At 63.7% G+C, this 25,507-nt stretch carries 25 protein-coding genes; 11 read left to right on the top strand and 14 right to left on the bottom strand.

All coding sequences use genetic code 11. The features are described from left to right. Positions 1 to 109 precede the first annotated feature (109 nt). The 3 genes from murI to EQG66_RS08060 all read left to right on the top strand — a co-directional run bounded on the left by murI (position 110) and on the right by EQG66_RS08060 (position 2,896). Positions 110 to 928: a glutamate racemase gene (gene murI, locus EQG66_RS08070; protein ID WP_425470231.1), complete on the top strand. Its 819-nt coding sequence runs from the start codon at positions 110 to 112 to the stop codon at positions 926 to 928. A 106-nt stretch (positions 929 to 1,034) separates the two neighbouring features. Continuing rightward, positions 1,035 to 2,258, top strand: a complete 1,224-nt coding sequence (gene hemA, locus EQG66_RS08065) for a 5-aminolevulinate synthase (RefSeq protein WP_129404088.1) — start codon at positions 1,035 to 1,037, stop codon at positions 2,256 to 2,258. 95 nt (positions 2,259 to 2,353) lie between these two features. Further along, a complete protein-coding gene (locus EQG66_RS08060) occupies positions 2,354 to 2,896 on the top strand; it encodes a thermonuclease family protein (RefSeq protein ID WP_129404087.1) in 543 nt (180 codons plus the stop codon). 19 nt (positions 2,897 to 2,915) lie between these two features. Here EQG66_RS08060 and rlmN read toward each other — a convergent pair whose 3' ends face one another. Then, a complete protein-coding gene (rlmN, locus tag EQG66_RS08055; RefSeq protein ID WP_129404086.1) occupies positions 2,916 to 4,151 on the bottom strand; it encodes a dual-specificity RNA methyltransferase RlmN in 1,236 nt (411 codons plus the stop codon). 77 nt (positions 4,152 to 4,228) lie between these two features. Between rlmN and EQG66_RS08050 the strand changes: the two genes are divergently transcribed. Further along, positions 4,229 to 4,642 (top strand): low affinity iron permease family protein, encoded by a 414-nt coding sequence (locus EQG66_RS08050; protein WP_129404085.1) that lies wholly within the window; start codon positions 4,229 to 4,231, stop codon positions 4,640 to 4,642. A gap of 4 nt (positions 4,643 to 4,646) precedes the next feature. On the opposite strand, the gene EQG66_RS08045 is transcribed toward EQG66_RS08050, so the two are convergent. After that, complete coding sequence (locus EQG66_RS08045; RefSeq protein ID WP_129404084.1) at positions 4,647 to 5,135, bottom strand: invasion associated locus B family protein; 489 nt, start codon at positions 5,133 to 5,135, stop codon at positions 4,647 to 4,649. Positions 5,136 to 5,311: 176 nt separating this feature from the next. Here EQG66_RS08045 and dnaN point away from each other — a divergent pair, with 176 nt between their 5' ends. Continuing rightward, positions 5,312 to 6,424, top strand: a complete 1,113-nt coding sequence (dnaN, locus tag EQG66_RS08040; RefSeq protein ID WP_129404083.1) for a DNA polymerase III subunit beta — start codon at positions 5,312 to 5,314, stop codon at positions 6,422 to 6,424. Here the strand turns inward: dnaN and EQG66_RS08035 are convergent. Both EQG66_RS08035 and ygfZ read right to left on the bottom strand, forming a co-directional pair. Further along, complete coding sequence (locus EQG66_RS08035) at positions 6,421 to 7,164, bottom strand: glutaminyl-peptide cyclotransferase (protein ID WP_129404082.1); 744 nt, start codon at positions 7,162 to 7,164, stop codon at positions 6,421 to 6,423. The genes dnaN and EQG66_RS08035 overlap by 4 nt on opposite strands. Then, positions 7,161 to 7,895 carry a CAF17-like 4Fe-4S cluster assembly/insertion protein YgfZ gene (gene ygfZ, locus EQG66_RS08030; RefSeq protein ID WP_129404081.1) on the bottom strand — a complete coding sequence of 245 codons (735 nt, stop codon included), beginning with the start codon at positions 7,893 to 7,895 and terminating at the stop codon, positions 7,161 to 7,163. Before ygfZ ends, EQG66_RS08035 begins: the two co-directional genes overlap by 4 nt. 47 nt (positions 7,896 to 7,942) lie before the next feature. Here ygfZ and EQG66_RS08025 point away from each other — a divergent pair, with 47 nt between their 5' ends. Both EQG66_RS08025 and EQG66_RS08020 read left to right on the top strand, forming a co-directional pair. Then, on the top strand, positions 7,943 to 9,277 hold the full coding sequence (locus EQG66_RS08025) for a dihydroorotase (protein ID WP_129404080.1): 1,335 nt from the start codon (positions 7,943 to 7,945) through the stop codon (positions 9,275 to 9,277). A 68-nt stretch (positions 9,278 to 9,345) separates the two neighbouring features. Beyond that, positions 9,346 to 10,626, top strand: coding sequence for an ammonium transporter (locus EQG66_RS08020; RefSeq protein ID WP_245987946.1), 1,281 nt, complete (start codon positions 9,346 to 9,348; stop codon positions 10,624 to 10,626). Between the two features lie 30 nt (positions 10,627 to 10,656). Here the strand turns inward: EQG66_RS08020 and EQG66_RS08015 are convergent, their stop codons facing one another. Then, positions 10,657 to 11,814 (bottom strand): N-acetyltransferase, encoded by a 1,158-nt coding sequence (locus tag EQG66_RS08015; protein WP_129404078.1) that lies wholly within the window; start codon positions 11,812 to 11,814, stop codon positions 10,657 to 10,659. A 133-nt stretch (positions 11,815 to 11,947) separates the two neighbouring features. On the opposite strand from EQG66_RS08015, the gene EQG66_RS08010 reads away from it, so the two are divergent. Further along, positions 11,948 to 13,006, top strand: a complete 1,059-nt coding sequence (locus EQG66_RS08010; RefSeq protein ID WP_245987944.1) for a fatty acid desaturase family protein — start codon at positions 11,948 to 11,950, stop codon at positions 13,004 to 13,006. A 1-nt stretch (position 13,007) separates the two neighbouring features. Here the strand turns inward: EQG66_RS08010 and lptG are convergent, their stop codons facing one another. Together lptG and lptF are read right to left on the bottom strand one after the other, a co-directional pair. Further along, positions 13,008 to 14,108 (bottom strand): LPS export ABC transporter permease LptG, encoded by a 1,101-nt coding sequence (gene lptG, locus EQG66_RS08005; protein ID WP_129404076.1) that lies wholly within the window; start codon positions 14,106 to 14,108, stop codon positions 13,008 to 13,010. Positions 14,109 to 14,128: 20 nt separating this feature from the next. Beyond that, positions 14,129 to 15,334, bottom strand: a complete 1,206-nt coding sequence (gene lptF / locus EQG66_RS08000) for an LPS export ABC transporter permease LptF (RefSeq protein WP_129404136.1) — start codon at positions 15,332 to 15,334, stop codon at positions 14,129 to 14,131. Between the two features lie 113 nt (positions 15,335 to 15,447). Here lptF and EQG66_RS07995 point away from each other — a divergent pair, with 113 nt between their 5' ends. From EQG66_RS07995 to EQG66_RS07985, 3 genes are read left to right on the top strand one after another with little or no spacing between them, the layout of a single operon-like run. Continuing rightward, the gene (locus tag EQG66_RS07995; RefSeq protein ID WP_129404075.1) at positions 15,448 to 15,969 is read left to right on the top strand and encodes a DUF2141 domain-containing protein; all 522 of its coding nucleotides are present in this window, start codon (positions 15,448 to 15,450) and stop codon (positions 15,967 to 15,969) included. 2 nt (positions 15,970 to 15,971) lie between these two features. Continuing rightward, positions 15,972 to 16,949, top strand: coding sequence for a diacylglycerol/lipid kinase family protein (locus EQG66_RS07990; protein WP_129404074.1), 978 nt, complete (start codon positions 15,972 to 15,974; stop codon positions 16,947 to 16,949). Next, positions 16,946 to 17,860: a hypothetical protein gene (locus EQG66_RS07985; protein ID WP_129404073.1), complete on the top strand. Its 915-nt coding sequence runs from the start codon at positions 16,946 to 16,948 to the stop codon at positions 17,858 to 17,860. Before EQG66_RS07990 ends, EQG66_RS07985 begins: the two co-directional genes overlap by 4 nt. Here EQG66_RS07985 and EQG66_RS07980 read toward each other — a convergent pair. From EQG66_RS07980 to EQG66_RS07950, 7 genes are all read right to left on the bottom strand, one after another. Further along, positions 17,814 to 19,832, bottom strand: a complete 2,019-nt coding sequence (locus EQG66_RS07980) for an ATP-binding protein (protein WP_129404072.1) — start codon at positions 19,830 to 19,832, stop codon at positions 17,814 to 17,816. The genes EQG66_RS07985 and EQG66_RS07980 overlap by 47 nt on opposite strands. A gap of 54 nt (positions 19,833 to 19,886) precedes the next feature. Continuing rightward, the gene (gene spt, locus EQG66_RS07975; RefSeq protein WP_129404071.1) at positions 19,887 to 21,095 is read right to left on the bottom strand and encodes a serine palmitoyltransferase; all 1,209 of its coding nucleotides are present in this window, start codon (positions 21,093 to 21,095) and stop codon (positions 19,887 to 19,889) included. A 128-nt stretch (positions 21,096 to 21,223) separates the two neighbouring features. Further along, positions 21,224 to 21,466: an acyl carrier protein gene (locus EQG66_RS07970; RefSeq protein WP_129404070.1), complete on the bottom strand. Its 243-nt coding sequence runs from the start codon at positions 21,464 to 21,466 to the stop codon at positions 21,224 to 21,226. A gap of 79 nt (positions 21,467 to 21,545) precedes the next feature. Next, a complete protein-coding gene (locus tag EQG66_RS07965; protein WP_129404069.1) occupies positions 21,546 to 22,448 on the bottom strand; it encodes an SDR family oxidoreductase in 903 nt (300 codons plus the stop codon). Next, on the bottom strand, positions 22,448 to 23,578 hold the full coding sequence (proB, locus tag EQG66_RS07960; protein WP_129404068.1) for a glutamate 5-kinase: 1,131 nt from the start codon (positions 23,576 to 23,578) through the stop codon (positions 22,448 to 22,450). Before proB ends, EQG66_RS07965 begins: the two co-directional genes overlap by 1 nt. Beyond that, positions 23,563 to 24,639 carry a GTPase ObgE gene (gene obgE, locus EQG66_RS07955; protein ID WP_129404067.1) on the bottom strand — a complete coding sequence of 359 codons (1,077 nt, stop codon included), beginning with the start codon at positions 24,637 to 24,639 and terminating at the stop codon, positions 23,563 to 23,565. Before obgE ends, proB begins: the two co-directional genes overlap by 16 nt. 59 nt (positions 24,640 to 24,698) lie before the next feature. Continuing rightward, positions 24,699 to 25,271, bottom strand: coding sequence for a GNAT family N-acetyltransferase (locus EQG66_RS07950; RefSeq protein ID WP_129404066.1), 573 nt, complete (start codon positions 25,269 to 25,271; stop codon positions 24,699 to 24,701). Positions 25,272 to 25,507 lie beyond the last annotated feature (236 nt).

Raw genomic sequence — 25,507 nt, 5'->3', positions numbered from 1 at the left:
GGTGAATTTGAAATTCGCCTCATTTACCCTCGCGACCCGGAGCGGACTTGAGATTCGGGTCACTAGCTTGACTTGGCTGGCCTGAGCGGAGACACAGGCGCGCATGACGATGAGCGACGCCCGTGTCGAGGCTCCAGTATTGTTTTTCGATTCCGGCGTTGGGGGTCTTTCGATTCTCGCGCCCGCGCGCGCGCTGTTGCCGCAGATGCCGGTCGTCTACGCAGCGGACCGGGCGGGATTTCCCTATGGCACCAAGACCGAGGCGGAGATCGCGGCGCGCGTGCCCGCGCTGCTGGGCCGCCTTGTGGAGCGCTATCGCCCGCGCATTGCGGTCATCGCCTGTAATACAGCGTCGACTATTGCGTTGAAGGCTGTGCGCGCGGCGCTGGATATTCCGGTCGTGGGAACCGTGCCCGCCATCAAGCCCGCCGCGCTGTCCTCAAAAACCCGCGTGATCGGCGTGCTGGGCACAGAGGCGACGGTGCGCCAGCCTTATGTCGATCGCTTGGCGGCCGAACATGGCTCAGACTGCACGATCCTGCGCCACGGCAGCGCGGCGCTGGTGGCGCTGGCGGAGGCGAAGCTGCGCGGGCAGCCGCTCGATCCCGAAGTCGCGCGGACTGCGCTGCTCGGCCTGATCGAGCAGCCGGGCGGGGAGAAAATGGACAGCGTGGTGCTGGCCTGCACGCATTTTCCGCTGGTGCAGCCGGAGCTTGAGGAGGCGGCCAAGGCTCTTAATATCCGCCCGCTTGCCTTCCTGCACGGAGGCGATGGCATCGCCCGCCGCATAGCCTATCTGAACAGCGATCTGCCTTGGCCGGAAACGCCCGCGCCCGGCATCGCCGTCTTTACAGGATCAGACCCCGATATCGCCGCGCTCAAGCCTGCACTCGCGACCTATGGCTTGATGCAAATCAATGCCCTATAATGGTAGGGCAGCTAGTTGCGAGCCGTTATCGCTGGAAATGGCGATAGCGCCGCGCTAAAGGGCGGCTTTGGTGCGAGAAGCGGCAATAAGGGTCGGCGGCGCGGGCATGACGAATTACAAGCATATCTTTTCGCAGGCGATAGACCGGCTCCATACCGAGGGCCGCTACCGAGTGTTCATTGACATACTGCGCAACAAGGGCGCCTACCCCAATGCGCGCTGTTTCCATGGGCATAACGGCCCCAAGCCGATAACGGTCTGGTGCTCCAACGATTACCTCGCCATGGGTCAGCACCCCAAGGTCGTCGCCGCGATGGAAGAGGCGCTGCACGATGTCGGCGCCGGTTCTGGCGGAACCCGCAATATCGGCGGCAACACGCATTATCATGTCGATCTGGAGGCCGAACTCGCCGATCTGCACGGCAAGGAAAGCGCGCTGCTGTTCACATCGGGCTATGTCTCCAACGAAGCGACGCTGGCGACGCTGGCCAAGCTGCTGCCCGGCTGCATCATCTTTTCCGATGAGCTGAACCACGCCAGCATGATCGCGGGCATCCGCAACTCCGGCTGCGAAAAGCGGGTGTTCCGTCACAATGACGTGGAGCATCTGCGAGAGTTGCTGGAGGCAGAAGACGCCGACGCGCCCAAGCTGATCGCCTTCGAGAGCGTCTATTCGATGGACGGCGATGTCGCGCCGATTGCCGCCTTCTGCGATCTGGCGGACGAGTTCAACGCCCTCACCTATTGCGATGAGGTCCACGCAGTTGGGATGTATGGCGCGCGCGGCGGAGGCATTACCGAGCGGGACGAGGTGGCTGGCCGCGTGACGATCATCGAGGGGACGCTGGGCAAGGCGTTCGGCGTGATGGGCGGCTATATTGCCGCCGATCAGATGATCGTCGATTGCATCCGCTCCTACGCGCCGGGGTTCATTTTCACGACGTCGCTCTCGCCCGTGCTGGTCGCAGGCGTGCTCGCCTCCGTGCGGCATCTCAAGGCATCGAGCGAGGAGCGCGAGGGCCAGCAGGCGGCCGCAGCATTGCTCAAGCGCCTGATGGCGGAGGCGGGCCTGCCGGTCATGCCGTCCGTCACCCATATCGTGCCGCTGATGGTGGGTGATCCGGTGAAAGCCAAGAAAATCAGCGACATATTGCTGGCGGAATATGGCGTCTATGTGCAGCCGATCAACTATCCCACCGTGCCGCGCGGCACAGAGCGCCTGCGCTTCACCCCCGGCCCGGCGCACAGCGAGGCGATGATGCGCGATCTGGTCAGCGCGCTGGTCGAAATCTGGAGCCGCAGCGAGCTGGAGCTGAAAAAGGCGGCTTGAACCGCCTCTTGCCTGCATCCTGTCCCCACACGCTCAATGCCACGTAAACCCTTTGGGCACCGGAACCATTAAGCCTTCGGTGCCATTATGGCGCCATGAAGCGCCGTCCCCCTCATCGGACATCCTGGCACGCCTACAACTATAGTGCACCCCGACGCCGCCCACCCATCGCGGTAAAGCCCTATACCATCCTACTTGCCGCGGCCTTTGCAGGAACGGTGGTTGGCATCGGTTCGTCCACGCATTTCTTTGGCCGGGAGGCAGTGGCCGCAGGTAATTATGACGGCGTCGTGACTGGCTGTCATGCCATTGACGGCGACACGCTGCGCTGCGGTGGTGAGCGTGTCCGCCTTGTGGGCATCGACGCGCCAGAGATGCCGGGTCATTGCCGGCCGGGACGCGACTGTGCGCCGGGAGACCCATACGCCGCAACCGCTTCGCTTTCGGGCATGGTACGATCAACCATGCCGATCCAGCGTTATGGCGAGGATAAATATGGCCGCACCATAGCGGCGCTGGAGGGCACAGATGGGGATTTGTCCTGCGCGCAGCTGAGGGATGGGAGCGCGATATACAAGCCGCGATGGGATGACAGCTTGCACGTCGCCCGCACCTGCCCCGGTGTATTGGGCAGATGATGATTGTGGCGCTCGCGGGTTATCCCAAAGCCGCCTGTTTCTCTTCCGCCAGCCTATCCAGCTCAGCTCTGCTCATCTTTGTGGCCTGCGTCTTCAGTTGCCCGCAGGCCGCCGCAATGTCCCGCCCGCGCGGTGTGCGCACAGGCGCGCTGATCCCTGCCTCGAAGATGATCTCCGAAAACCGCCGCACCCGCTCCGGGCTTGAGCACTCATAGATCGCGCCCGGCCAAGGGTTGAACGGGATGAGGTTCACCTTGGCGGGCAGCTTATAGTGCCGGATCAGGCGGACCAGCTCTCGCGCATCCTCGTCGCTGTCGTTCTTGCCCGCCAGCATCACATATTCAAACGTGATGCGCCGCGCATTGTTCGCGCCGGGATAGGCGGCGCAGGCGGAGAGCAGCTCCTCTATGCCATATTTCCGGTTGATCGGCACAATCTCGTCGCGCACGTCTTTGGTGACGGCATGGAGCGAGACCGCGAGGTTGACGCCGATCTCCTCGCCAGCCCGCGCCATCATCGGCACCACGCCGGAGGTCGAAAGCGTGATGCGCCGTTTGGACAGCGCCAGCCCATCGCCATCCATCACCACTTTCAGCGCATCGCGCACATTGTCGAAATTATACAGCGGCTCGCCCATGCCCATCATCACGATGTTGGTGAGCATCCGGCCATCGGGCGAATATTGCGGAGCGTCGTCGTCCTCGTCCTCGTCGCTGGCGGCCATCGTGCCCTTGGGCCACTCGCCCAGCGCATCGCGCGCCAGCATCACCTGGCCCACAATTTCGCCCGGCGTCAGGTTGCGCACGAGGCGCATCGTGCCGGTATGGCAGAAACGGCAATTGAGAGTACAGCCTACCTGGCTGGAAACGCACAGCGTGCCCCTGTCCGCGTCAGGGATGAACACCATCTCGTAATCCTGCCCGTCGTCTGAACGGAGCAGCCATTTGCGTGTGCCGTCAGAGCTGACCTGCGCCTCCACCACCTGCGGGCGGCCAATGACGAACCGCTCGGCAAAGAACGGGCGCTGCGCCTTGGCGATGTCGGTCATCGCGTCGAAATCAGTGACCCCGCGATGATAGAGCCAGTGGAAGATCTGCTTGGCGCGCAGCTTCGCCTGTTTGGCGTCCAGCCCGGCGCTCTCCAGCTCCGCCCTGATTTGATCGCGCGAGAGGCCGAGCAAGTCCACGCGCCCATCCTCGCGCGGGGTAATGGCGCGCGGCACGGGTACAGGGTCGATATGTCCGGGGATTTGCATGGGAGCGCGATATAGTATGAGGTGCCTGCAACCGCCAGCCTTTTCGGGGGTTTGCACAATGCACCGGAGAATATCAAATGGACCGCTTCTTTACCCGCATCGCCACTGCTGTTTCCGCAGCCGTGGGTCAACCCTGGGCGTTCATCGTCGCGGCGACGAGCATCATTCTCTGGGCCTGCTCCGGGCCGATTTTCGGCTTTTCGGACACATGGCAGCTGGTGGTGAATACCAGCACCACGATCATCACCTTTCTGATGGTGTTCGTGATCCAGAACAGCCAGAACCGCGATGCGGCGGCGATGCAGGCCAAGCTGGATGAGCTGATCCGCGCGCTGGATAATGCCCGCAACGAGTTCATAGGCATCGAGCATATGACCGATCACGAGCTGGAGAGGATCCGCGCCGCGCTGGAAAAGGAAGCGGGCGAAGGGGCTACGCATGAGCCGGGTTCTGGTCCCGGTTCGGTGATCCGCCTTATCAAGCGGTTCTAATGCATCAGCGCGCGCAGCCGAGCGCGGCGGCGTCCATCGCGGTGGCCGCGCCCTTCAGCGCGTAAAGGTCGGAGAAGGCGCGCCCGTTGGCTGCCGTGCTCTCTATGCTCATCGTAGAGGCAGATCGCATCGCAGCGATGATGGCGGCATCCATGCGGGCATCCTGCGCCCATGCGTCAGCCGCGCCGGCGGAGAGCGCGAACCGGCGTTCGCCTATGCTGAGATAGACTTTGGCCTGCGCGGTGCGCTCGCGGCTGAGGCGGATGTGAAGCTGGCCCCGTATCCGCTGCTTCGGCCAGGTGCCGACCGAGGCGAAGGCGCGCCAACCCGCCTTGCCGGATGATGTGCGAACCGGCTCGGCTATGGCATAGCAGCGCGGCGTGGCGGGATCGTGAAAAGCGCCCCAGCCACCGAATACGCCGAGCGAATCGCGCGCCTGCGCCGGTGTTGACACCGCCCATGCCGCCAGCAATCCAATCCCGATCCGCTTCATGCCCCTATGCAAAGCGCACGGGGGCGGCTTTTGCAAGCATCGGCGGCAAAATATCCCAATGAAACGCGCCAGCCGCTTGCGATGCGTCGCATTGTCGGTAATGAAGGAAGTCCAAATATCCGGGCACAGCGGGGCAACCCGCCAGGGGCACATCACGGCAAGAGCGGGAACAGGGAATGAAGGCAACCATCGAACGCGCAACGCTGCTCAAGAGCTTGAGCCACGTCCAGTCGGTGGTGGAGCGGCGCAACACCATCCCGATCCTCTCCAACGTGCTGATCGAGGCCGCGGCCAGCGGCACGATCCGTCTGATGGCGACCGACCTTGACCTTCAGGTGGTGGAGCAGGTGCAGGCGCAGGTCGAGGTGCCGGGCGCGACGACCATATCCGCGCACACATTGTTCGACATTGCCCGCAAGCTGCCAGAGGGCAGCCAGGTCTCGATTGAGGCGGCGGACGGCAAGATGCTGATCCAGGCCGGGCGGGCGAAGTTCAACCTCTCCACCCTCCCGCGTGACGATTTCCCGATGATCGCGGAGGGCGATCTGCCCACGCAGTTCGAGCTGCCGGCCGAGACGCTGAAGCAGATCATCGACAAGACGCGCTTTGCCATCTCGACCGAGGAAACGCGCTATTATCTCAATGGCATCTTCTTTCACGTGTCGGATGACGGGCAGCCGGTGCTGAAGGCCGCCGCTACGGATGGGCACCGCTTGGCGCGCGTCACCGTGCCGCGCCCGGATGGCGCCGAGGGCATGCCGGACATCATCGTGCCGAGGAAGTGCATCGCAGAGCTGCGCAAGCTGCTCGACGAGGTCGAGGGTAGCGTCGAAATCTCGCTGTCGGCCAGCAAGATTCGCTTCGGCATCGGCAACGCCATCCTCACCTCGAAGCTGATCGACGGCACCTTTCCGGACTATAGCCGCGTGATCCCAACCGCGAACGACAAGCTGCTGCGCATCGATCCGCGCAGCTTCGAGGAGGGTGTCGACCGCGTCGCCACCATCGCCACCGAGAAGACCCGCGCGGTGAAGATGGCGCTGGATCGGGACAAGATCACCCTTTCTGTCACCAGTCCCGAAAACGGCAATGCAGCGGAAGAAGTGCCGGGCGATTATGCGTCAGACGGGTTCGAGATCGGCTTCAACGCGCGCTATCTGCTCGATATCCTCGGCCAGATCGAGGGCGATGTGGTGGAGCTGCACCTCGCCGATCAGGCCGCGCCGACCTTGATCCGCGAAAATGACCGCAGTCCTGCGCTCTATGTCCTGATGCCGATGCGGGTTTAACGCTTCAACCGTATCTCAAACAGCTTGGGCCAGTATTTCCCGGTAACGAACAGCCGGTCGTTCTTTGCGTCATAGGCGATGCCGTTGGGCACGGCGTCCGGGTTGGTAAGCCGCAGCTTGCGCGTCAATTTGCCGATGTCGATCCAGTCGATCACATGGCCGGTCGCGGGATCGATCCGCGCGATGCGGTCTGTCATCCATATGTTGGCGAGGATTTCGCCCTTCACATATTCCAGCTCGTTGAGCATGCGCACCGGCTTGCCGTTGAAAGTCACAGGCAGGCGGCCGGTTTCCTCCAGCGTGACGGGATCGAGAAAGCGCAAGGTGGCGCTGCCGTCGCTGAGGATCAGGCGTGCGCCATCGTTGGTCAGCCCCCAGCCTTCGCCCGCATAGCGGTATGTGGCGGTCGGACGGAAGGTCGCGCGGTCCCAGCGGAAGGCGAGGCCGTTTTGCCAGGTTATCGAGATGAGGCTGTCTCCCCAGTTCGTCAGCCCCTCTCCGAAATAGCGGGGCGAGAGCGGTACGGATCGCTGCACCGCGCCGTCCGTCAGACGCACCTCGCGCAGGTTGGATGCGCCATATTGCCCGGTGCTTTCATACAGCGCGCCATCGAGCCAGATCAGCCCCTGAGTAAAGGCCTTTTCGTCATGCGGGTAGCTGCGCACCAGCGACCAGCGCGTCTCCGCCTGTGCCGGGGCGAGGGCGAGGAGCACCAGCAGGAGCGCGGCGAAGACTCTCACGCGGGCGGCTCCACTATCGCCTCGGCCAGCCAGTCGGGCAGGGGGAGGGCGGCCATGTCCTCCACCCGGCGATGATCGACGGCAAGGCCGAGATCGGGATAGGCCACTATCTGCCGCGCGGGGTCTGACTGCCCAAGCGGCACCACCACCAGCCGCCGGTTGACCTTTTGCCGGTAGTGCATGCGCGCAGTGTTTTCCTGCCCCACATAGCAGCCTTTGGCAAAATCGACGCCGTTCAGCTCGCGCGCGTTCGCTTCCAGCCAGAGCGTTTTGTCGCTGCCCAGCTCCGCGACGCCTTCCGTGATGCCGAGCGACAGGCGATGCGCTTTGAAGGCGGCAGATGCATCGCCCTCGTCAGCAGGGGCGAGCCAACGCTGGCCGAGCGTCATGAGGCGGGGGTCATAGGGCTTATCGGCTGCCTCCATCGACCAATGCACCGAGAGCGACTCGTCCCGCGCAATCATTACGTTGCGCCGCAAGCGATAGATACTCAGGCGCTTTGCCAGCGCATCTGCCTGGCTTTCCTCGCAGTCGATCATCACATCCTCGCCCTCGGCCCACAGGATGAAATCGAACAGCGCCTTGCCCTGCGGCGTCAGCAGCCCGGACCAGCGCGGCGCGCCCGCCTCAAGGCCCAGCAGATCCTGTGTCACCAGCCCCTGCAGAAACGCGCGCGCCTCCTCGCCGGAAAGTCTGATGAGCGCGCGGTCTTTGAGGGTAGTATCGGGCATCCGCTTTAGGTAGGACGGTGCGACTGATTATCCAAGAGGCTCCTGATATGCCCCAGACATTCGACCTGATCCTAAAAAGCGGCACCGTGCATACGCCCGGCGGGCCGGTGAGCGCTGATGTCGGCGTGCGCGGCGGCAGGATCGCGGAGATCGGCGCGCTGCGGGCCGATGCGGGCGAGGTGATCGACTGTACGGGGCTGGATGTGCTGCCTGGAGTCATCGACAGCCAGGTCCATTTCCGCGAGCCGGGGCTGGAGCACAAGGAAGACCTTGAATCGGGCAGCCGCGCAGCGGTGATGGGTGGGGTAACGGCAGTGTTCGAAATGCCCAACACCAATCCCAATACCGACACCGCAGACCGGGTGCACGACAAGCTCGCTCGCGCGCACCACCGCATGTGGTGCGACCATGCGTTCTATGTGGGCGCCACGGCGGACAACGCGGAGGACTTGCGCGAACTGGAGCGCATCCCCGGCACGGCGGGGGTCAAGATTTTCATGGGCGCATCGACGGGCAGCCTGCTGGTCGATGATGATGCGGCGCTCGCGCGGGTGCTGGCGAGCGGAACGCGTCGCGTTGCGATCCACGCCGAGGACGAGGCGCGGATGAACGCGCGCAAGGACCATCGGGTAGAGGGCGATCCCGCCTCGCACCCCGTCTGGCGCGATGACGAGAGCGCGATGCTGGCCACAAAGCGGATCATCGCGCTCGCCCGCGCGGCGAAACGGCGCATCCATATCCTGCATGTCACCACCCCCGCGGAGCTGGAGTATATCGCCCAACACAAGGACATCGCCACCTGCGAGGTTACGCCGCAGCATCTGACGCTGGCGGGGGAGGACGCCTATCCGCGCCTCGGCACCTATGCGCAGATGAACCCGCCGATCCGCAGTGCAGCCCACAGGGAAGGCTTGTGGCACTGGCTGAGGCAGGGCGTGCCCGATGTCATCGGCTCTGATCACGCGCCGCATACCATTGAGGAAAAGGCGAAAACCTACCCCGCCTCCCCCAGCGGCATGCCCGGCGTGCAGACGCTGGTGCCGCTGTTCCTTAATCATGTGGCAGAGGGGCGGCTGACGCTGCAACGCTTTATAGACATGACGAGCGCCGGGCCGCAGCGCATCTTCGGCCTCGTCGGCAAGGGAAGGATTGCGCTGGGATACGACGCGGATTTCACCGTGGTGGACCTCAAGAAGCGCTGGACAGTAGGAGCGGACTGGCTGCAATCGCGCTGCGGCTGGTCCCCGTTCGAGGGGGATACGCTCACCGGCAAGGCGGTGGGGACGATCATCCGTGGCCAGCGCGTGATGTGGGAAGACAGCCTCCCCCATGATGCTATTGGTGAGCCGGTGCGGTTCGAGGCAATAGAGTTCGGCTCTTGAACCCTGCGCCATTTGTGGCATAGCTGCCGCAAAGCATAAGCAGCGGGGAACATATGAGGCTTGGAGGCATGAAGGCGGCGCTGGCCGCCGGGTGTGTTGCGCCGATTGCGGCGCATGCGCAGGAAAGCGCGGCGGCAAACAGCGGGGATACCGGCTGGATATTGACCGCATCGGCCTTCGTGCTGCTGATGACATTGCCGGGTTTGGGGCTGTTCTATGGCGGCCTTGTGCGGGCGCGCAATGTGCTCTCGGTCCTCATGCACTGCTTCGCGATTGCCTGCGCGGTTTCGCTATTGTGGGCGGTGGCGGGCTACAGCCTGGTATTCAACGGCGCAGAGCCGTGGATCGGCGGGATGGGCAATGCCTTCCTCGCCAACCTCGCTCCACTGCGAGACGGGCTGACCATCCCGGAAAACGCCTTCGCACTCTTTCAGATGACATTTGCGGCGATCACCCCTGCGCTGGTCGTCGGCGCGTTTGTGGAGCGGGTGCGCTTCGGCTGGGTGATGGCATTTTCTTTGCTGTGGACGCTGCTCGTTTATTTCCCGGTCGCGCACTGGATGTGGGGCGGCGGCTGGCTGGCGGCGCAATGGGGCGCGCTCGATTTTGCGGGCGGCATCGTCGTGCATACGACGGCGGGCATTGCCGCATTGGTCGTCGCACTGCTTCTGGGACCGCGAAAGGGCTTTTCCAAGACGCTGATGCTGCCACACAGCCCGGCGCTGACGATGACCGGCGCGGGCCTGCTGTGGGTCGGCTGGTATGGCTTTAACGGCGGCTCGGCACTGGCGGCGAGCGCCGGAGCGGCAAGCGCGATACTCAATACCCATTTCGCGGCCTGCACGGCGGCGCTAGTGTGGATCGGCATCGAATATTGGCGCATCGGCAAGCCAACCTCGGTCGGCATCGTCACCGGCGCCATCGCGGGCCTCGCCACCGTCACCCCGGCAGCGGGCTATACCGGCCCGGCGGGCGCGATCATTCTCGGCCTGCTGGGTGGGGCGATCTGCTTTTATGCGGTCCAGCTCGTCAAACAGAAATGGGCGGTCGATGATTCGCTAGACGTATTCGCGGTGCATGGCGTGGGTGGCATAATCGGCTCGCTGCTGATCCCGGTGACAATGCTGCCTGCGATAGGCGGCATCGGCTTTGCAGAGGGCAATGGGGTGTCCCAGCAGTTTGCGGCACAGGCGCTGGCGGTAGGGGTCACGATATTCTGGACGGCGGTGGCAACCTTCCTCTGCGCGAAGGGCGCGGCGCTGCTGGTGCCGATGCGCGTGACCGAGGAGGCCGAGCATGATGGGCTGGATATCGCCAGCCATGGCGAACGCGGCTGGGAAATCGACTAACCTTGATCGGGGCCGGTTGGGGGAAGGCCCTCAGAGGCCTTTCTCGTACACCGTATAAATCTTGTTCACGGTGCTGTTGATCGCCTCGGCTATGGCGTTCATGCCCTGATTGTCGTCTAGCACCCAGCCGATCTCGCCGCGCGTTGCGCCGAATTTCGTGATCGCGTCGCGGCGGATATACTCGATCATCATGAAGGCGAGCTGGCTTGCCATGCGGCTGGCCTGCAGGCGCTTGACCACGCCCATCAGGGGCACACGCATCGTGCGCACCTGCGGCTTTCTCAGCCACCAGAGCAGTTTCGCCCAGCCAAAGGGAAACAGCGCGCCGTTGAGCGGCATCAGCGCCTCGTTCAAATCCGGCAGCGTCATCATGAACGCGACCGGCTCTCCATCCAGCTCGGCAATGCGGATCAGATCTTCGAACACGATGGGCTTCAGCTTCTTGCCGGTGTGCGCCACTTCTGCGTCGGTGATCGGCACGAAGCCCCAGTTGTCACCCCACGCGTCGTTCAATATGCCGAGTATGATCGCGGCTTCGCGGTCGAACTTGCTCTTGTCGACCCTGCGGATACGGATGCGGTCGCTTTTCTCGCCAGACTGGATGATCCGCTGGATCAGCGGAGGGAAGCCGGTCGTTATATCAAGCTCATAGGTGCGCAGCTCCTTCGCCGGCGCGTATCCCGCTGTCTTCACCCAGCCCTCATATTGCGGCAGATGATGGCCCATCATAACTGTGGGCGGGTGGTCATGCCCCAGCGTCAACAGCCCCGGCTCCTCCCAGATCGAGAGCGAGACGGGGCCGAGCGCGCGGGTCATGCCCTTGGCCTTGAGCCAGCCTTCCGCCGCCGCGATCAGCGCTGCCGCGCTTGCTTCGTCCAGCGCGTCGAACATGCCCCAAAAGCCCGTGCCCGGCCCCATGCCCTGTTCGGGCGACATCGTGAGGGCCAGCCGGTCAATATGCGCGGAAATGCGGCCCGTGATCCGCCCACCGCGTCGTGCCAGGAAATATTGCGCTTCGGCATGCTCGAAAAACGGGTTCTTGCCGGGGGTAAGCAGATCCAACGTCTCGGCTTTGAGCGGCGGCACCCAATTCGGATCATCCTTGTACACCTCCCATGCGAAATCGACGAAAGCCTTGAGGTCGGCCTTGCCGGAGACGGGAGAGATCACTAGGTCTTGTGGGGTCACGGCACGGCCCTTTATTGATCGGGAGCAAGGAAGCGGTTGCGCTGATCCTGTTACGGCGGCGGCGCGCGCCGGACAATGATTATGTCACTTTGCTGCCATGATCCGCGCGCAATTGGAGCTTAGGATCCCCAATATGACGGCATATGAGACAATCACTGCGGCGAAAAAATCCGCTATTCCCGATGATGCGGCGATGCTGCGCGCCGCGGTGGAGCTGACCAAGGATATCTCGGCCGCACGAGCGGCGATCTATTGGCCGGACTGTTTTTTGTCGGCCGCATTGGGCTATGGGGCTCTGGCTGGGGCGGTCTTGCTGCGCGAGACTTGGCTGGCTGTGGTGTGCGCGCTGGTGGCGGCGCTGGCGCTCTATCGCGCGTTGCTGTTCATTCATGAGCTGACGCATATCCACAGAAATGCGCTTCCCGGCTTCCGCTTTGCTTGGAATGTGGCGGTGGGCATACCGATGCTCACGCCCAGCTTCATGTATGAGAATGTCCACACACTGCACCACGCACGCACCCGCTATGGCACTGCGGAAGACCCGGAATATCTGCCGCTTGCACTGATGAAGCCGTGGTCGTTGCCGGTGTTCGTGGCAGTGGCGGCGCTTGCGCCGGTGGCGCTGTTGATCCGCAGCGCGGTGCTGGTGCCGCTGGGCGCGGTGATCCCGCCGCTGCGACGGGTGGTGTGGGAGCGGTTTTCCGCACTTTCCATCAACCCCGGCTTTCGCCGCCGCCCGCCTGAAGGCGAATTCGGGCGCATGGTCTTCTGGCAGGAGCTGGGTGCTTCAACGTGGGCGATCACGCTGATCGCGAGCACGCAGTTCATCGGCTGGCGGCCATTGCTGATCGCACTGGCTGTGTTTTCCCTGACGGCGGTGTTGAACCAGCTCCGCACCTTGGTGGCGCACCTGTGGGAGAATGACGGCGAGGCGATGACCGTGACCGCGCAATATCTCGATTCGGTCAATGTGCCGCCGCCCGGCTGGCTTGCGCCGCTCTGGGCGCCCGTGGGCCTGCGCTATCACGCGCTGCATCATCTGCTGCCGAGCCTGCCCTATCATGCGCTGGGAGAGGCGCACCGGCGGCTGTCTGCGCATCTGGGCGCGGGGTCGACTTATGCAGGCGCGCATTATGGCGGGATGATGCCGCTGCTCGCCAAGATCGCGCGCAGCACGATGGGGCGGCGATAATCTATTCCTCGGTGCGTATTAGCACCGCTTCGCCCAGCATCAGGAACAGCAGAAACGGCGCCCATGCCGCGAGCAACGGTGGATAGGCGCCGATATTGCCCATCGCCAGTGCGAAATTGTCCGCCACGAAATAGGCAAAGCCCAAAGACATGCCGATGACCGCGCGGATGAACAGATGGCCGGAACGCGCCAGCCCAAAGGCGGCGACAGAGCCGAGCAAGGGCATCAGCAGCGACGAGAGTGGCCGGGCGATCTTGTGCCACAGGCTTGCCTCCAGCGATCCGGTGGGGCGGCCCGCATCGCGCAGGTCCGCTATAGCTTGGCGCAGCGCCATGAAACCCAGCGCGTCAGCATCGACCTTGGCCAGCGTAAACTGATCGGGCCTGATGCCCTTGCCGTTGCGGATGGTGCCCAGCCTTGTGCTGGCTCCGCTGGTTACATCGAACCGGCGCGCATCTTCCAAAACCCAATCCTGCCGCGCGGGGTCATAATATCCGCGCGGGGCGCGCACGATATCGACGAGATGATTGTCAACCCGGTGGAAAATCTCGATCTGGCTGAGTTTCACCGCGCTGCCGCGCCCGGATACTGTTCCAGCGGTGATCAGGTTGTTCCCCTCACGCACCCATATATTGGTTTTTAGGCCCGTATCCTTGGGAATTTCGCCATAGCCCACCGCCTTCCACGCATCGAAGGCGGCACTGGCGCGGGTGACGATGCGCTCGTTAAAGGTGAAGCTCAGCACCGCGATCGCCGCCGCCGCCGCGATCAGCGGGGCGAGTATCTGGTGCGCGGAAAGCCCAGCGGCCTTCATCATCACGATCTCGCTGTGCTGATTCATCGTCGCGAGGGTAATGAGCGTGCCGAGCAGCACCGAAAATGGCAGGAATGTGGCGATGATCTGTGGCAGGCGCAGGCCGACATAATGCCATAGCTCCGCCTCGCCATTGCCGGGCACGGCGAGTATGTCTCCGCTCTCGCCCAGCAGGTCGAGCGTCATCAGCACCAGAGCCAGCATCGCCAGCACCGCAAAGCTGCGGACAAGAAAGGCGCGGGCCATATAGATGGCAAGGCGGCGGGAAGGGAAGAACTGCAGCTGCATCGGTTTATCGGTGTTTCACCCTATAGCGCATGGCGCATTTTTTGCCGGCCCAGCCGCGCCCATTTGCCCAGCCATTTCGATGTCTTGGCAAACACCGCCTCCAGTGCGCCGATCGGCTGGCCGCCGGGGCGGTGCGCCGCGACATGATACATCCAGAAGATCAGCCCGGCAAACAGCAGGAACGGCACCCACAGCGCTATGAAGGGGTTTACCTTGCCGCTTTCTCCCAGACCTTCCGCATATTGGTTGATCTTGTGATAGGTGACGATGAAGATGATCGAAAGGAACACGCCCAATGCCGAGGTCGACCTTTTGGGAGGGATGGCAAAGGCCAGCGCCGCCAGCGGTAACAGGAACATCATCGCCACCTCAACCAGCCGGAAGTTCATGTTGGCCAGCACCTCGTTGCGGGTTTTGGGCGCAGTTTCGACTGCCGCGCCTACGCGCACCAGCTCAGGCAGGGTCAGTTCCCTGTCCGCGCCGCCACGATTGCGGAAGGATTCGATCTTGGGCAAGTCTATTGGCAGGTCGTGGCCGGAAAAGCTCAGGATGCGCGGGCTGGCGAGCTTGGCGGAGCGTTGTACGAGCACGCCGTCTGACAGGCGCAATATGATGGTGTCCGGGTCGTCCGTGCGCAGAAAGGTGCCGCGCGCGGCAGTGACGGCGAGGGATTGGTCCTGATCCTGCTCCACACGCACGAAGATGCCGCGCAGGTCGCGCCCGCTGTCGAAACTCTCCTCGATGCGCAGCGTCATGCCCTTGCCGATGTTGGCGAACTCGCCGATCTTGATCGAGGCACCGAGCGCGCCTGAGCGCAACTCATATTGCAGCCCCTCATAGGCATAGCGGGAATAAGGCTGGATAAACCCCACGATGGCGAGGTTGATGAGCGCCAGCCCGGCCGCATACATATAAGGCACGCGCATCATGCGCGCGGGCGAGATGCCTACTCCGCGCAGCACATCCAGTTCAGACGACAGCGCGAGCCGCCTCAGCCCCAGCAAAATCCCTAGCATCAGGCCGATTGGGATGCCCAGCGCGAGATATTCCGGCAGCATATTGGCGAGCATCCGCCACACCACGCTGACAGGCCCGCCCTGCGCAGCGACGAAATCGAACAGCCGCAGCATCTTCTCCAGCACCAGCAACATTGCAGAGATCACGAGGGTGCTGGCGAGCGGCACCGCAATGAGGCGCGCGATATAGCGGTCAGTGGCGGTGAGTATTTTCAAGTTATCGTCGTCCCGTCACCATTTTTTGGCCGCAAATGTCTCTCATACCGATGTCGGGGCTAACAGGGCCGCCTGAGCAGGCTATAGCTTCGAGGAGACAGTTGGTCATGCTGAAAATTTCGGGTGCCTATCGCAAAGGGGCGGCGGCTGCCGCGCTTGCGGCGCTCGTGATGGCCGGGTCTGCGGTGGCGCCCGCTCAGGCTTATGCCCAGCGCCAGCATATCGATAACGACATGGCGCGCTGTGCCGCCGGTGCCGGCTCCGCGATCATTGTGGATGTATCCGGTTTCGAGACGGCCAGTGGAATCGTTCGTATCCAGTCCTATCCTGCCACCCGCAAGGCATGGCTGGAAAAGGGCGCGTGGATCAACCGGATCGAGGTGCCGGTGAAGCCGGTGAACGGGAAGATGCGCTTCTGTGTGCCGCTGCCCTCCGCCGGGCGTTATGGCATCGCTGTGCGGCATGACGTGAACGGCAATGGCAAGACCGACCTCAGCCGGGATGGTGGCGGCTTTTCCAACAATCCGAAGGCGAGCATTTTCAACCTTGGCAAACCTGCGGTAGAGAAGGCTGCGGTGCCCGTGGGCAGTGCGCCCGTCACAATCGCCATTTCGCTGCAATATTTGTAATCATGGTTCTCGTCGCGCTCCTCTCCAACCCCAAATCGACCGGCAACCGCCAGCTTTTGCCGCGCGTGCGCAGCTATTGCGCGGGCAACCCGGACATCTTCCACTATGAGGTGGAAAGCGTGGAGCAGATCGGCCGGGCGATGCAGATGATCGCGCATGTGAAGCCCGCCGTCATCGTCATCAACGGCGGAGACGGCACGGTGCAAACCGCGCTGACCGAGCTGTATCAGGGCCGCTATTTCGACGGAGCTGCGCCGCCGCCGGTCGCGGTGCTGCCCAATGGCAAGACGAACCTCATCGCGCTCGATCTCGGCATCAGGGGTGATCCGATCAAGGCGCTGGAGCAGATTGTCGGCATCGCGCGCAACGGCGTGGAAGGCCATGTCGTCGCGAGGGAGCTGATTTCGCTGTCAGATGGCGCGCCGACCAGCCGCCCGGTGCTGGGCATGTTCCTCGGCGGGGCAGGGCTGGCCGATTCGATCCTCTATTGCCGCAACCGCATTTATCCGCTGGGGCTATCGAACGGCATCTCGCATGCGATTACCGCGATTATGGTGCTCGCCGCGATCTTCTTTGGCCTCAAGGGCAAATATATGCCCCCGGCGGCGCGCCCGGTGTCCATTTCGATGATGCGCGACGGGCAACTGGCGGGGCGCTTTGCCGTGCTGGTGGTCACGACGCTGGAGAAGCTGCTGCTGGGCGCCAGGCCTGTGGGGCAGGCCGCCGCGGGCAGGCTGAAGCTGCTGGCGATAGATCATAGCCCGGCCGCTATGCTGCGCATGCTGCTGGTCAGCATCTTTGGCGGGCGTTTTGGCACCACCAATATGCAGGGCATCCATCTGCAACAGGGCGATGAAATCCACATCGAGGGCGAGAACAGCAGCGTCATCCTCGACGGCGAGATATTCCATGCGCATACGGGGCGGCCTATCGTCCTCACTTCCACCGCGCCGGTGCCGTTTCTGCGTCTGGCGGCGTGAGCGCAAGCCATGCCGTATTGGCGCTGGTCGGGGCGGAGCTGGCCAAGACAATCGATCCGCGCGTGGCGGAAATGGCGTCTGCGATAGCGGCACAGCACGGGGCGGCCTCGCGCGCGGTGCTGTTTTACGGCTCCTGCCTGCGCGAGAGCCAGCTCGACGGGCTGATGCTCGATTTCTACCTTATCGTTTCCAACTATAGCGCGGCTTATGAGCGGCGCTGGCTTGCCCTTGCCAACCGCCTGATCCCGCCCAATGTCTTTCCCTTCGCGCATCAGGGATTGAGCGCGAAATATGCGGTGCTGTCAGAGGATGACTTCGCCCGGCTATGCGGCCCTCAGGCAGATAATGTGTCGGTATGGGCACGGTTCGCCCAGCCCGCGCGGCTGGCGTGGGCGGCGGATGGGGCGGCGCGCGAGCAGGCTGTGGCGGCAGTGGCGCAGGCGGGGCCAACCTTGCTCAGCCTGTCGCTGCCGGGTCTTGCGCCAGACGCGCGCACCAGCGCGCATGCGGTGTTCGACCATGGCTTTTCCATGACCTACAAGGCGGAGCTGCGGGCAGAGCGCAAGGGACGCGCGGGTTCGATCATCGAAAGCGCGCCGGAATATTACGCCGCGCTTTTCGAGGCTGCGCAGGCGGATGGGCAAATATCGCCCTTGGCGCCGGTCAGCCCGGCAGACGCAAAGATCGCCTCCCGGCGCTGGCGGCGTTTGCAGCGGCGCGGCAAAGGCTTGAGTGTCGTGCGCCTTATCAAGGCCAGCTTTACCTTCGCGGGGGGGATCGAGTATCTCGCCTGGAAGATCAACCGGCATGCGGGGACGCAGATAGTCCTCCGCCCCTGGCAGCGGCGGCACCCGCTGATCGCGGCTATAGTGCTGCTTCCGCGCCTGCTGGCAAGCCGGGCAGTCGGTTGACCGCCTGCGCGATGGTCTTTTCCAGGCTGGAGAGCGTATAGGGTTTGCGCAGCAGCAGATGGCCCTCGAACATCCGGTTGTCCGCCACATCGCCCGCATAGCCGGTGACGAACATCACGGGAATAGAGCGAAACTGCGCGGGCAGAGCGGCGATCATCTCCGGCCCGGTCATATCGGGCATCAGCACATCGCTGAGGATGATGTCGATATCCGGGTTGTCCTCCAGCATCGCCACCGCCTTGGCGGGATGATCGCAGCACACGGCCTGATGGCCCAGCTCCGCAAGCGCGGATCGGGTCTGCGCCAGCACGCGCGGGTCATCTTCCACCACCAGCAGCGTGAGCGAAGACTGCGGCGCAGCTTTGTGGACCGCAGCAGTCCCTGCGGCGGCCTCGCCACTGTCTGCGCTGGCGGCGCCGCTGCGGGCGGAGGGCATATGGCGCGGGAAATAGAGCTGAACCTCCGTGCCTTGCTCCGGTGTGGACAGGATATTGACCTCGCCGTTGCACTGGCGGACGACGGAGAATACCTGGCTGAGACCGAGGCCGGTTCCCTTGCCGATCGGCTTCGTTGTGTAGAATGGCTCGAATACCCGTTCCAGCACCTCAGGGCTCATGCCGCAGCCGGTATCGATGACGGACAGGCGCACAAACTCGCCCGCAGGGCAATCTCCCACCTCGCGCGCGCGGAGCCGGGCCTGCGCGGTGCGAATGATGAGCGTGCCGCGCCCCTCCATCGCATCACGCGCGTTGACCGCGAGGTTGAGCAGCGCGTTTTCGAGCTGATGCCTGTCGGCAAAGACGGGCCAGTCGCCGCTGTCCAGCTCCAGCTCCACCGTGATCTGATCACCTATCGCGCGGTCGATCAGTTCGACCATGCCTGTCACCACCGCGTCGGGCGATTGCGATTCCGGCAGATTCGGCTCCGAGCGGGCGAAGGCGAGCAGGCGGCGGGTGAGGGCGGCGGCGCGGTTTGCGCCGTCTAGCGCATTGTCGATATGGCGGACCGCCTCAGGCTCATCCGGGACCCGACGGCGCGCCAGTTCCAGCCCGCCGACGACAACCGCCAGCATGTTGTTGAAATCATGCGCGATGCCGCCGGTCAGCTGGCCCACGGCTTCCATCTTCTGCATCTGGCGCAAGCTTTCTTCGGCCTTGCCGCGCTCTTCGGTCTCGCGTTGCAGCTTGGCATAGGCGAGCTGAAGCTCCTCCGTGCGCTCTGCCACGGCGGCCTCCAGCGCCAGTGCGCGGCGATATTCCTCGTCGATCTGCCGCTGTTCCTGCCGCCGCTCCTTCATCGCCGCGCGCGCCACCCACACCATCAGCAGCAATGCGATGAGGAGGCCAAGGCCGAACAGCCGATAGGTCGTGGTCGCCTGCGCCACACTGTCGCCCGCACGTTCCACCGCGATGTTGCGTTCGTCCAGCCGGGTGTTTTCCTCCTCGATCACCTGATCCAGCAGCGAACTGATGCGCTTCAGGCTCTGCGCCTTGCTGGCCTGATAGAAGGTGCCGAGAGAGGTTTCCTTCTGATCATATGTGGTGCGCAGGGCGATGTCGCTGAGCGTGGCGCCGCGTTCCTTGAAGGCGGCTTCAAGCTGTTCGACCAGCCGCGCCTCCACCCGGTCGTTATAGGTCACGCGCCGCAGCGTCGCCAGCTCCTGCGCCGCTCGATCCCACTCGGCCTGATATTGGCGGCCGATATTCTTGTCCATGCTGATGACATAGCGGCCCAGCGAAGATTCCGCCTTCGCCACCGAGGCATCGAGCTGATGCGCCAGAGCGACGATTTCATAGCTGCGCTGCTGACGCATCAGCGCGTCTTTTTGCTCCCGTGCGGCAGTGCCGGCAAAATAGAGCAGAGCGCCCACCGCGAGCGCGAGCGAAACGCCGATGACGAACGGCAGCAGGCGATCAACCCGTTCTCGCCACCGCGCGCCCTCGTCAGCTATTACGGCGGAATAGTCGCTCATGCGATTGAGGCTATACCATCTGAACGCCCAAGAAAAGCACGGAGCGGCAGGATGCTATGCTCCGCCAATTATGCCCGTCTTTTTGCCCGCGCGGGTGAACATGCCGATGATTGTCTGCACCTGTTCCGCGCTATGTTCGGCACAGAGCGAGCAGCGCAACAGCGTCATGCCAGCGGGCGTTGCGGGCGGGCGGGCAAGGTTCACATACAGTCCCTCGTGCAACAGTGCCTCCCACATTCCGGCGCCACGCTCCAGATCGGGCATGATGACCGAGATGATCGCGCTCTGCGGTTCGGAGGTGCCGAGCTGGAATCCGGCCTCGCGCAGGCCCTTGTGCAGCGTCTTGCTGTTTTCCCACAGATGCGCGCGCTTGTCTGCCGCGTGCATCAGCTTGCGGATAGAGGTGCAGGCGGTCGCGACCACGCTGGGCGGCAGGCTGGCGGTGAAGACATAGGGGCGGCACACGAGGCGCATGATCTCGAACTTGGGGTGGTTGGAAACGCAGAAGCCGCCGACAGTGCCAACCGATTTGGAGAAGGTTCCGATCACGAAATCGACCTGATCGAGAACGCCCTGATCCTCTGCCACGCCGCGGCCATTGGGGCCGATGAAGCCCATCGAGTGCGCCTCGTCCACCAGCACCATGGCGCCATTGGCCTTGGCGACGGCGATCATCTCTTTCAGCGGCGCGATGTCGCCCAGCATCGAATAGACGCCTTCGAGGATCACCAGCTTGCCCGCGCCTTCGGGGATGCGCTTCAGGCGCTTTTCCATCGCCTCAAGGTCGTTATGCTTGAAGGGCACCACTTCGGCATCGCCCAGCTTGCAACCGTCCCAGATGCTGGCGTGGCTGTCGATATCGAGCACGATATAGTCGCCCTTGCCCGCAATCGTGCTGATGATGCCGAGGTTTGCCTGATAGCCGGTGGAAAAGACCATCGCGTGGTCCATCCCATAGAAATCCTTCAACGCCTGCTCCACTGCCTTGTGCCCGGCGTAGGTGCCGTTCAACACGCGGCTGCCGGTGGTGCCGGAACCAAACTGATCGAGCGCGTCCTTGCCCGCCTGAATGACATCGGGGTCGAAGGTCATGCCCATATAATTATAGGTGCCGAGCAGGATCGTTTCGCGCCCGTTGCAGATCGCGACGGTGGGCGAGACCACGCGCTCCATCACGAGGCCAAAAGGATCCGTCACGCCCGTTTGCAACAGGTTGGCGCGCATCTCGATCAATGGGTCGAACTTTGAAAATAGGTCGGTCATTCTTGTTCTCTGCCTTGCAATTCCATTCGTCACCCTGAACTCGTTTCAGGGTCCATTCCTCCCCGCAATCCGCCGCTCCCGAAGGCGCAATGGATGCTGAAACAAGTTCAGCATGACAGGGAGGCGAACTAACCCCGCAACTTCGCCACGGCATCGACCAGCTGCCCGACCGTCTCGATCTCCGCCTGCATGTTCATGCTGATGATGATGTCGAACTCGTCCTCGATCGCGGCGACAAAATCCATCACCGTCAGGCTGTCCCACTCCAGATCGCCCGCAAAGGTCGTCGCCTCGGACAGGTCGATCCCCTTCTTGTTGAACGGCGTGATCTGGGCCGTCACCTGATCGTAGATTTCTGAGCGGTCGGTCATGGCTGGTCTTTCATGAAGGATGCGGGTTCATGCCCCTGATCTCGCCCCTTTGGCAAGCGATTACGGCGAGATTCGGGCATTATTGTTTCAGTGTCGCGGCTACCTGCGCCAGCCCCTCGTCAGCGCCGATGCGCGGCTGCCAAAACTGGCTGGGCGGTCGTTTGGCCGGGTCTATCACCCAGTCGGGATGGCACATATAGCGCACCCGGTCTTTCGTCAGCTTGGCGGCGGGGCCGCGCAGCATGCGGTCGATATGCGCGAACAGCATCAGCAGCGGTTGCGGCAGGGGGAGGGGGATCACCCTGCGTTTGAGCGCGCGCCCGAAGGTGGCGGCCAGCTCGATATGCGAGAGGCCTCCCGGCGCGCCGTCATCGACCTCCCACGTCTCGTTCGCGAAATCATCGCCAGTCTCTCCGCATAGGCTAACCAGTACGGCAGCAAGATCTGCGACATGGATCAGCGAGGCCCGGCCCTTGGGCGGCACCGGCATGATCCCGTATCGCGCCACCTTCATCACCTCGATGAACTCGGTATCGCGTGGCCCATAGACGGCAGGGGGGCGTACCATCGTCCAGTCCAGCCCACTGCCAAGCACCTTCTTCTCGGCCAGCGCCTTGGACCAGCAATAGTCGGACAGCTCCGGCTGGCGCGCCGCGAAGGAGGAAACATGGATGAGTCGCTTTGGCTCCGCGCGTTCCATCGCGGCTATGACATTGGCGGTGCCGGTGCCGTTGCCGGCCTCGAACCCGGCGCGGTCAGGCGCGTTCACCACCCCCGCAATATGCAGCACCACATCCGCGCCTGTCACCAGCGCATCGAGCGCGGCGGCATCGTCCAGCCCGCCCATGATCCACGCCACGCCCGCGCGCTCCGCCTGTGGCCGCCGGGCAAGCGCCCGCACCGAGAAACCGGCGGAGAGCAGCTGCTCCAGCGTCTCGGTCCCCACAAAGCCGGTGGCGCCGGTGACGGCAACCGTGCGCATCAGAGCATCACCATATGGTCGCGGTGGATGAGGGCAGGGCGCACCGCATCGCCCAGCAGCGCGGCGATCTCCTCGCTGCGCTTGCCCGCGATGCGCGCGGCGTCCTCCGCGTCATATTCCGCCAGACCACGGGCGATGGCGCGGCCTTCGGCATTGACTATGTCTACCACATCGCCCCTCGCGAAACTGCCGCTCACCGCCGTTACTCCAGCAGGCAGCAGGCTGTTGCCCTTGCCGAGCGCCCGCTCCGCGCCTGCGTCAACCGTGATCCAGCCTTTCACGGTCAACCGCCCGGCGAGCCAGTTTTTCCGCGCGCGCTTGCCGGTCTGGCCGAGGAAGATAGTGCCGTTCGCGCCGTTCTCCCACGCTGACAAAGGGCGTTCGGCGAGGCCGGAGATGATCGCGAGATGTGCGCCCGCTCCGGTGGCGATCTGCGCGGCGGCGATCTTGCTTGCCATGCCGCCAGACCCCATGCCGCTGCCCGATCCGCCGTCTGCCATGGCAAGAATGTCGGCATCGATCCGCGCGACTTCGCGCACCAGCCGGGCATCGGGGTCGGTGTGCGGATTGGCGGTGTAGAGCCCGTCCACGTCCGACAGCAGCACCACAGCATCCGCGCGCGCCGCCTGCCCGATGCGGGCGGCGAGCCGGTCATTGTCGCCAAAGCGGATCTCGGTGGTGGCGACGCTGTCATTCTCGTTGATGACCGGGATGACATTGAGCGAGAGCAGCCGCTCCAGCGTGGCGGCGGCGTTCAAATAGCGCCTGCGGTTTTCGAGGTCATCCAGCGTCAGCAGCATCTGCGCGGCGGTGAGGCCTTGCTCGCCCAGCAACTGCGCCCAGTGGCCCGAAAGCGCGATCTGCCCGACGGCGGCGGCGGCCTGCGCATCATCAAGGCTCCCCCTCCCGCCCTTGGGCAGGGCGAGGCGGCGCGCGCCCAGCGCAATCGCGCCTGAGGACACTACGATGATCTGCTGCCCGGCCTTGGCTCGCGCGGCGAGATCCGCCACCACGCCTGAGAGCCACTCGGTACGGATCGCGCCCGCCTTGTCCACCAGCAGCGCCGAGCCGATCTTGACGACAAGCCGCTTTATGGTGGCGGGGGGAAAGCCATTCAGAGCGGTGACCAAGGCTTGCCCTCCTCTCCCTCCGGTTCCTCTGGCGCGTCGGCCAGTGCAGCGAGCGCGGCGCTATCGTCATCCAGCATCGGCAGCACGGCATCGAGCAGGGCGGGCACGCCCTCTCCGGTCGCGCCGGAGATGAGGAATACGCCCTCCGCCCCCGCATCCCTGAGCTGCCCCGCCACATCTTCCATCAGCTCAGGGCCGATCAGATCGCCTTTGTTGAGCGCGATGAGCTGGGGCTTGTCTTCCAGGCCTTCGCCATAGGCCTCCAGCTCGTTTTGCACGATCTCCCAGGCGGCGATGGGGTCATCCTGCGTCGCATCAATGAGGTGGATGAGCACACGGCACCGCTCGATATGTCCTAAGAAGCGGTCGCCGATGCCGACGCCTTCGGACGCGCCCTCGATCAGGCCGGGGATATCGGCGATCACGAATTCCCGGTCGCGGTGAGAGACGACGCCGAGCTGGGGCTTGGTGGTGGTGAAGGGATAGGCGCCGACCTTGGCCTTGGCGTTCGTCACCTGATTGATGAAGGTCGATTTACCCGCATTGGGCAAGCCGACTAGGCCCACGTCTGCCAGCAGCTTCAGGCGCAGCCAGACCCACATTTCCTCGCCGGGCCAGCCGGTGCCATGTTGCCGGGGGGCGCGGTTGGTGCTGGTCTTGTAGCTCAGGTTGCCGCGCCCGCCATCGCCGCCGCGCAGGAACACCTGCCGCTGCCCGACTTTGGTGAAATCCGCCAGAACCTCGCTATAGCCTTCTTCGTCCGGCTCCGAGATGACCTGCGTGCCCACCGGCACCTTGATGACGAGATCGTCGCCGCCCGCGCCGGTGCGGTTCTTGCCAGCGCCGGGTGTGCCGCGCTGCGCCTTGAAATGCTGGGTATAGCGAAAGTCTATCAGGGTGTTCAGCCCCGCAACCGCCTCAAAGATGATGTCGCCACCCTTGCCGCCGTTGCCGCCGTCCGGCCCGCCATATTCGACATATTTCTCACGCCGGAAGCTGACGGAACCAGGGCCGCCCGCGCCGGACTTGATGAATATCTTTGCTTGATCGAGAAAGTGCATGGGAAGCGCGTTTATAGCGCTATCCCATGTTTATCCAGCACTGATGCGGGGCAAGCGGATTATGCCGCGATCGGCGCGCGATCCCGATACAGTTCCAGCGACGGGTCCGGCCGATGGAGGCGCATGTCTGCATCCTCGAACAGCGCGCACTCCGCCGCCTCGCCGCGCGCGGCGCTGTGGCGTTTTTCGATCCGGCCAGTCGGGCGGAAGCCCAGCTTGCGCAGCACCCCAGCGGACGCCGGATTATCGAGAAAATGACTCGCGTGGATGCGGCCCAGCCCTGTGCTGCGCGCAATCTGCATCACGGCGCTGGCGGCCTCGGTGGCAAAGCCCAGCCCCCAATAGCGCCGCGCGATCCAGTAGCCCAGCTCAGGCGTGCCATCGTCGCGCAGGCTGATGCCACAACCGCCGATGAGCTGCGGTGCGCCGCGTGTGCGCTTCACGATCAGGAAATCGGGCAGCGCGTCCGCGCGGGGCGCGGTAAGGTATGCGCGCGCGTCATCCTCGGTATAGGGCCACGGCGCCCGCGTGAGGTTGTGGACGATGGCGGGGTCTGCAATAGCCGCAGCCAGTGCGGGGGCGTCCTCCACCCAGCCTGGACGCAGCAGCAAACGCGCTGTTCTGGCAAACATTATTCGGTCCTCTCGTGCAATGCTATCATCGCTTAATATGGTGACAGCTTGACGACATTATAGGAGATTACAGCCCCTTATGTTCCCGGTTGTGCAACGCGCGGGACAAAGCGATGTTCCGGGCGATCCAGACAACAAAAAACGGGGCAAGCTCTTGCGGAGCGCCCCGTTTTTGATTCGCTTGGTTAAAAGCGATCCTCGTTCCGGGGCGTCCCATGCGGACGATCCGGCGAAAG

Source organism: Sphingobium fluviale, from assembly GCF_004122115.1.
Taxonomy (GTDB): domain Bacteria; phylum Pseudomonadota; class Alphaproteobacteria; order Sphingomonadales; family Sphingomonadaceae; genus Sphingobium; species Sphingobium fluviale.
Note: the sequence above shows the minus strand (reverse complement) of the source record. Positions and strands in the feature narration are given on the sequence as shown.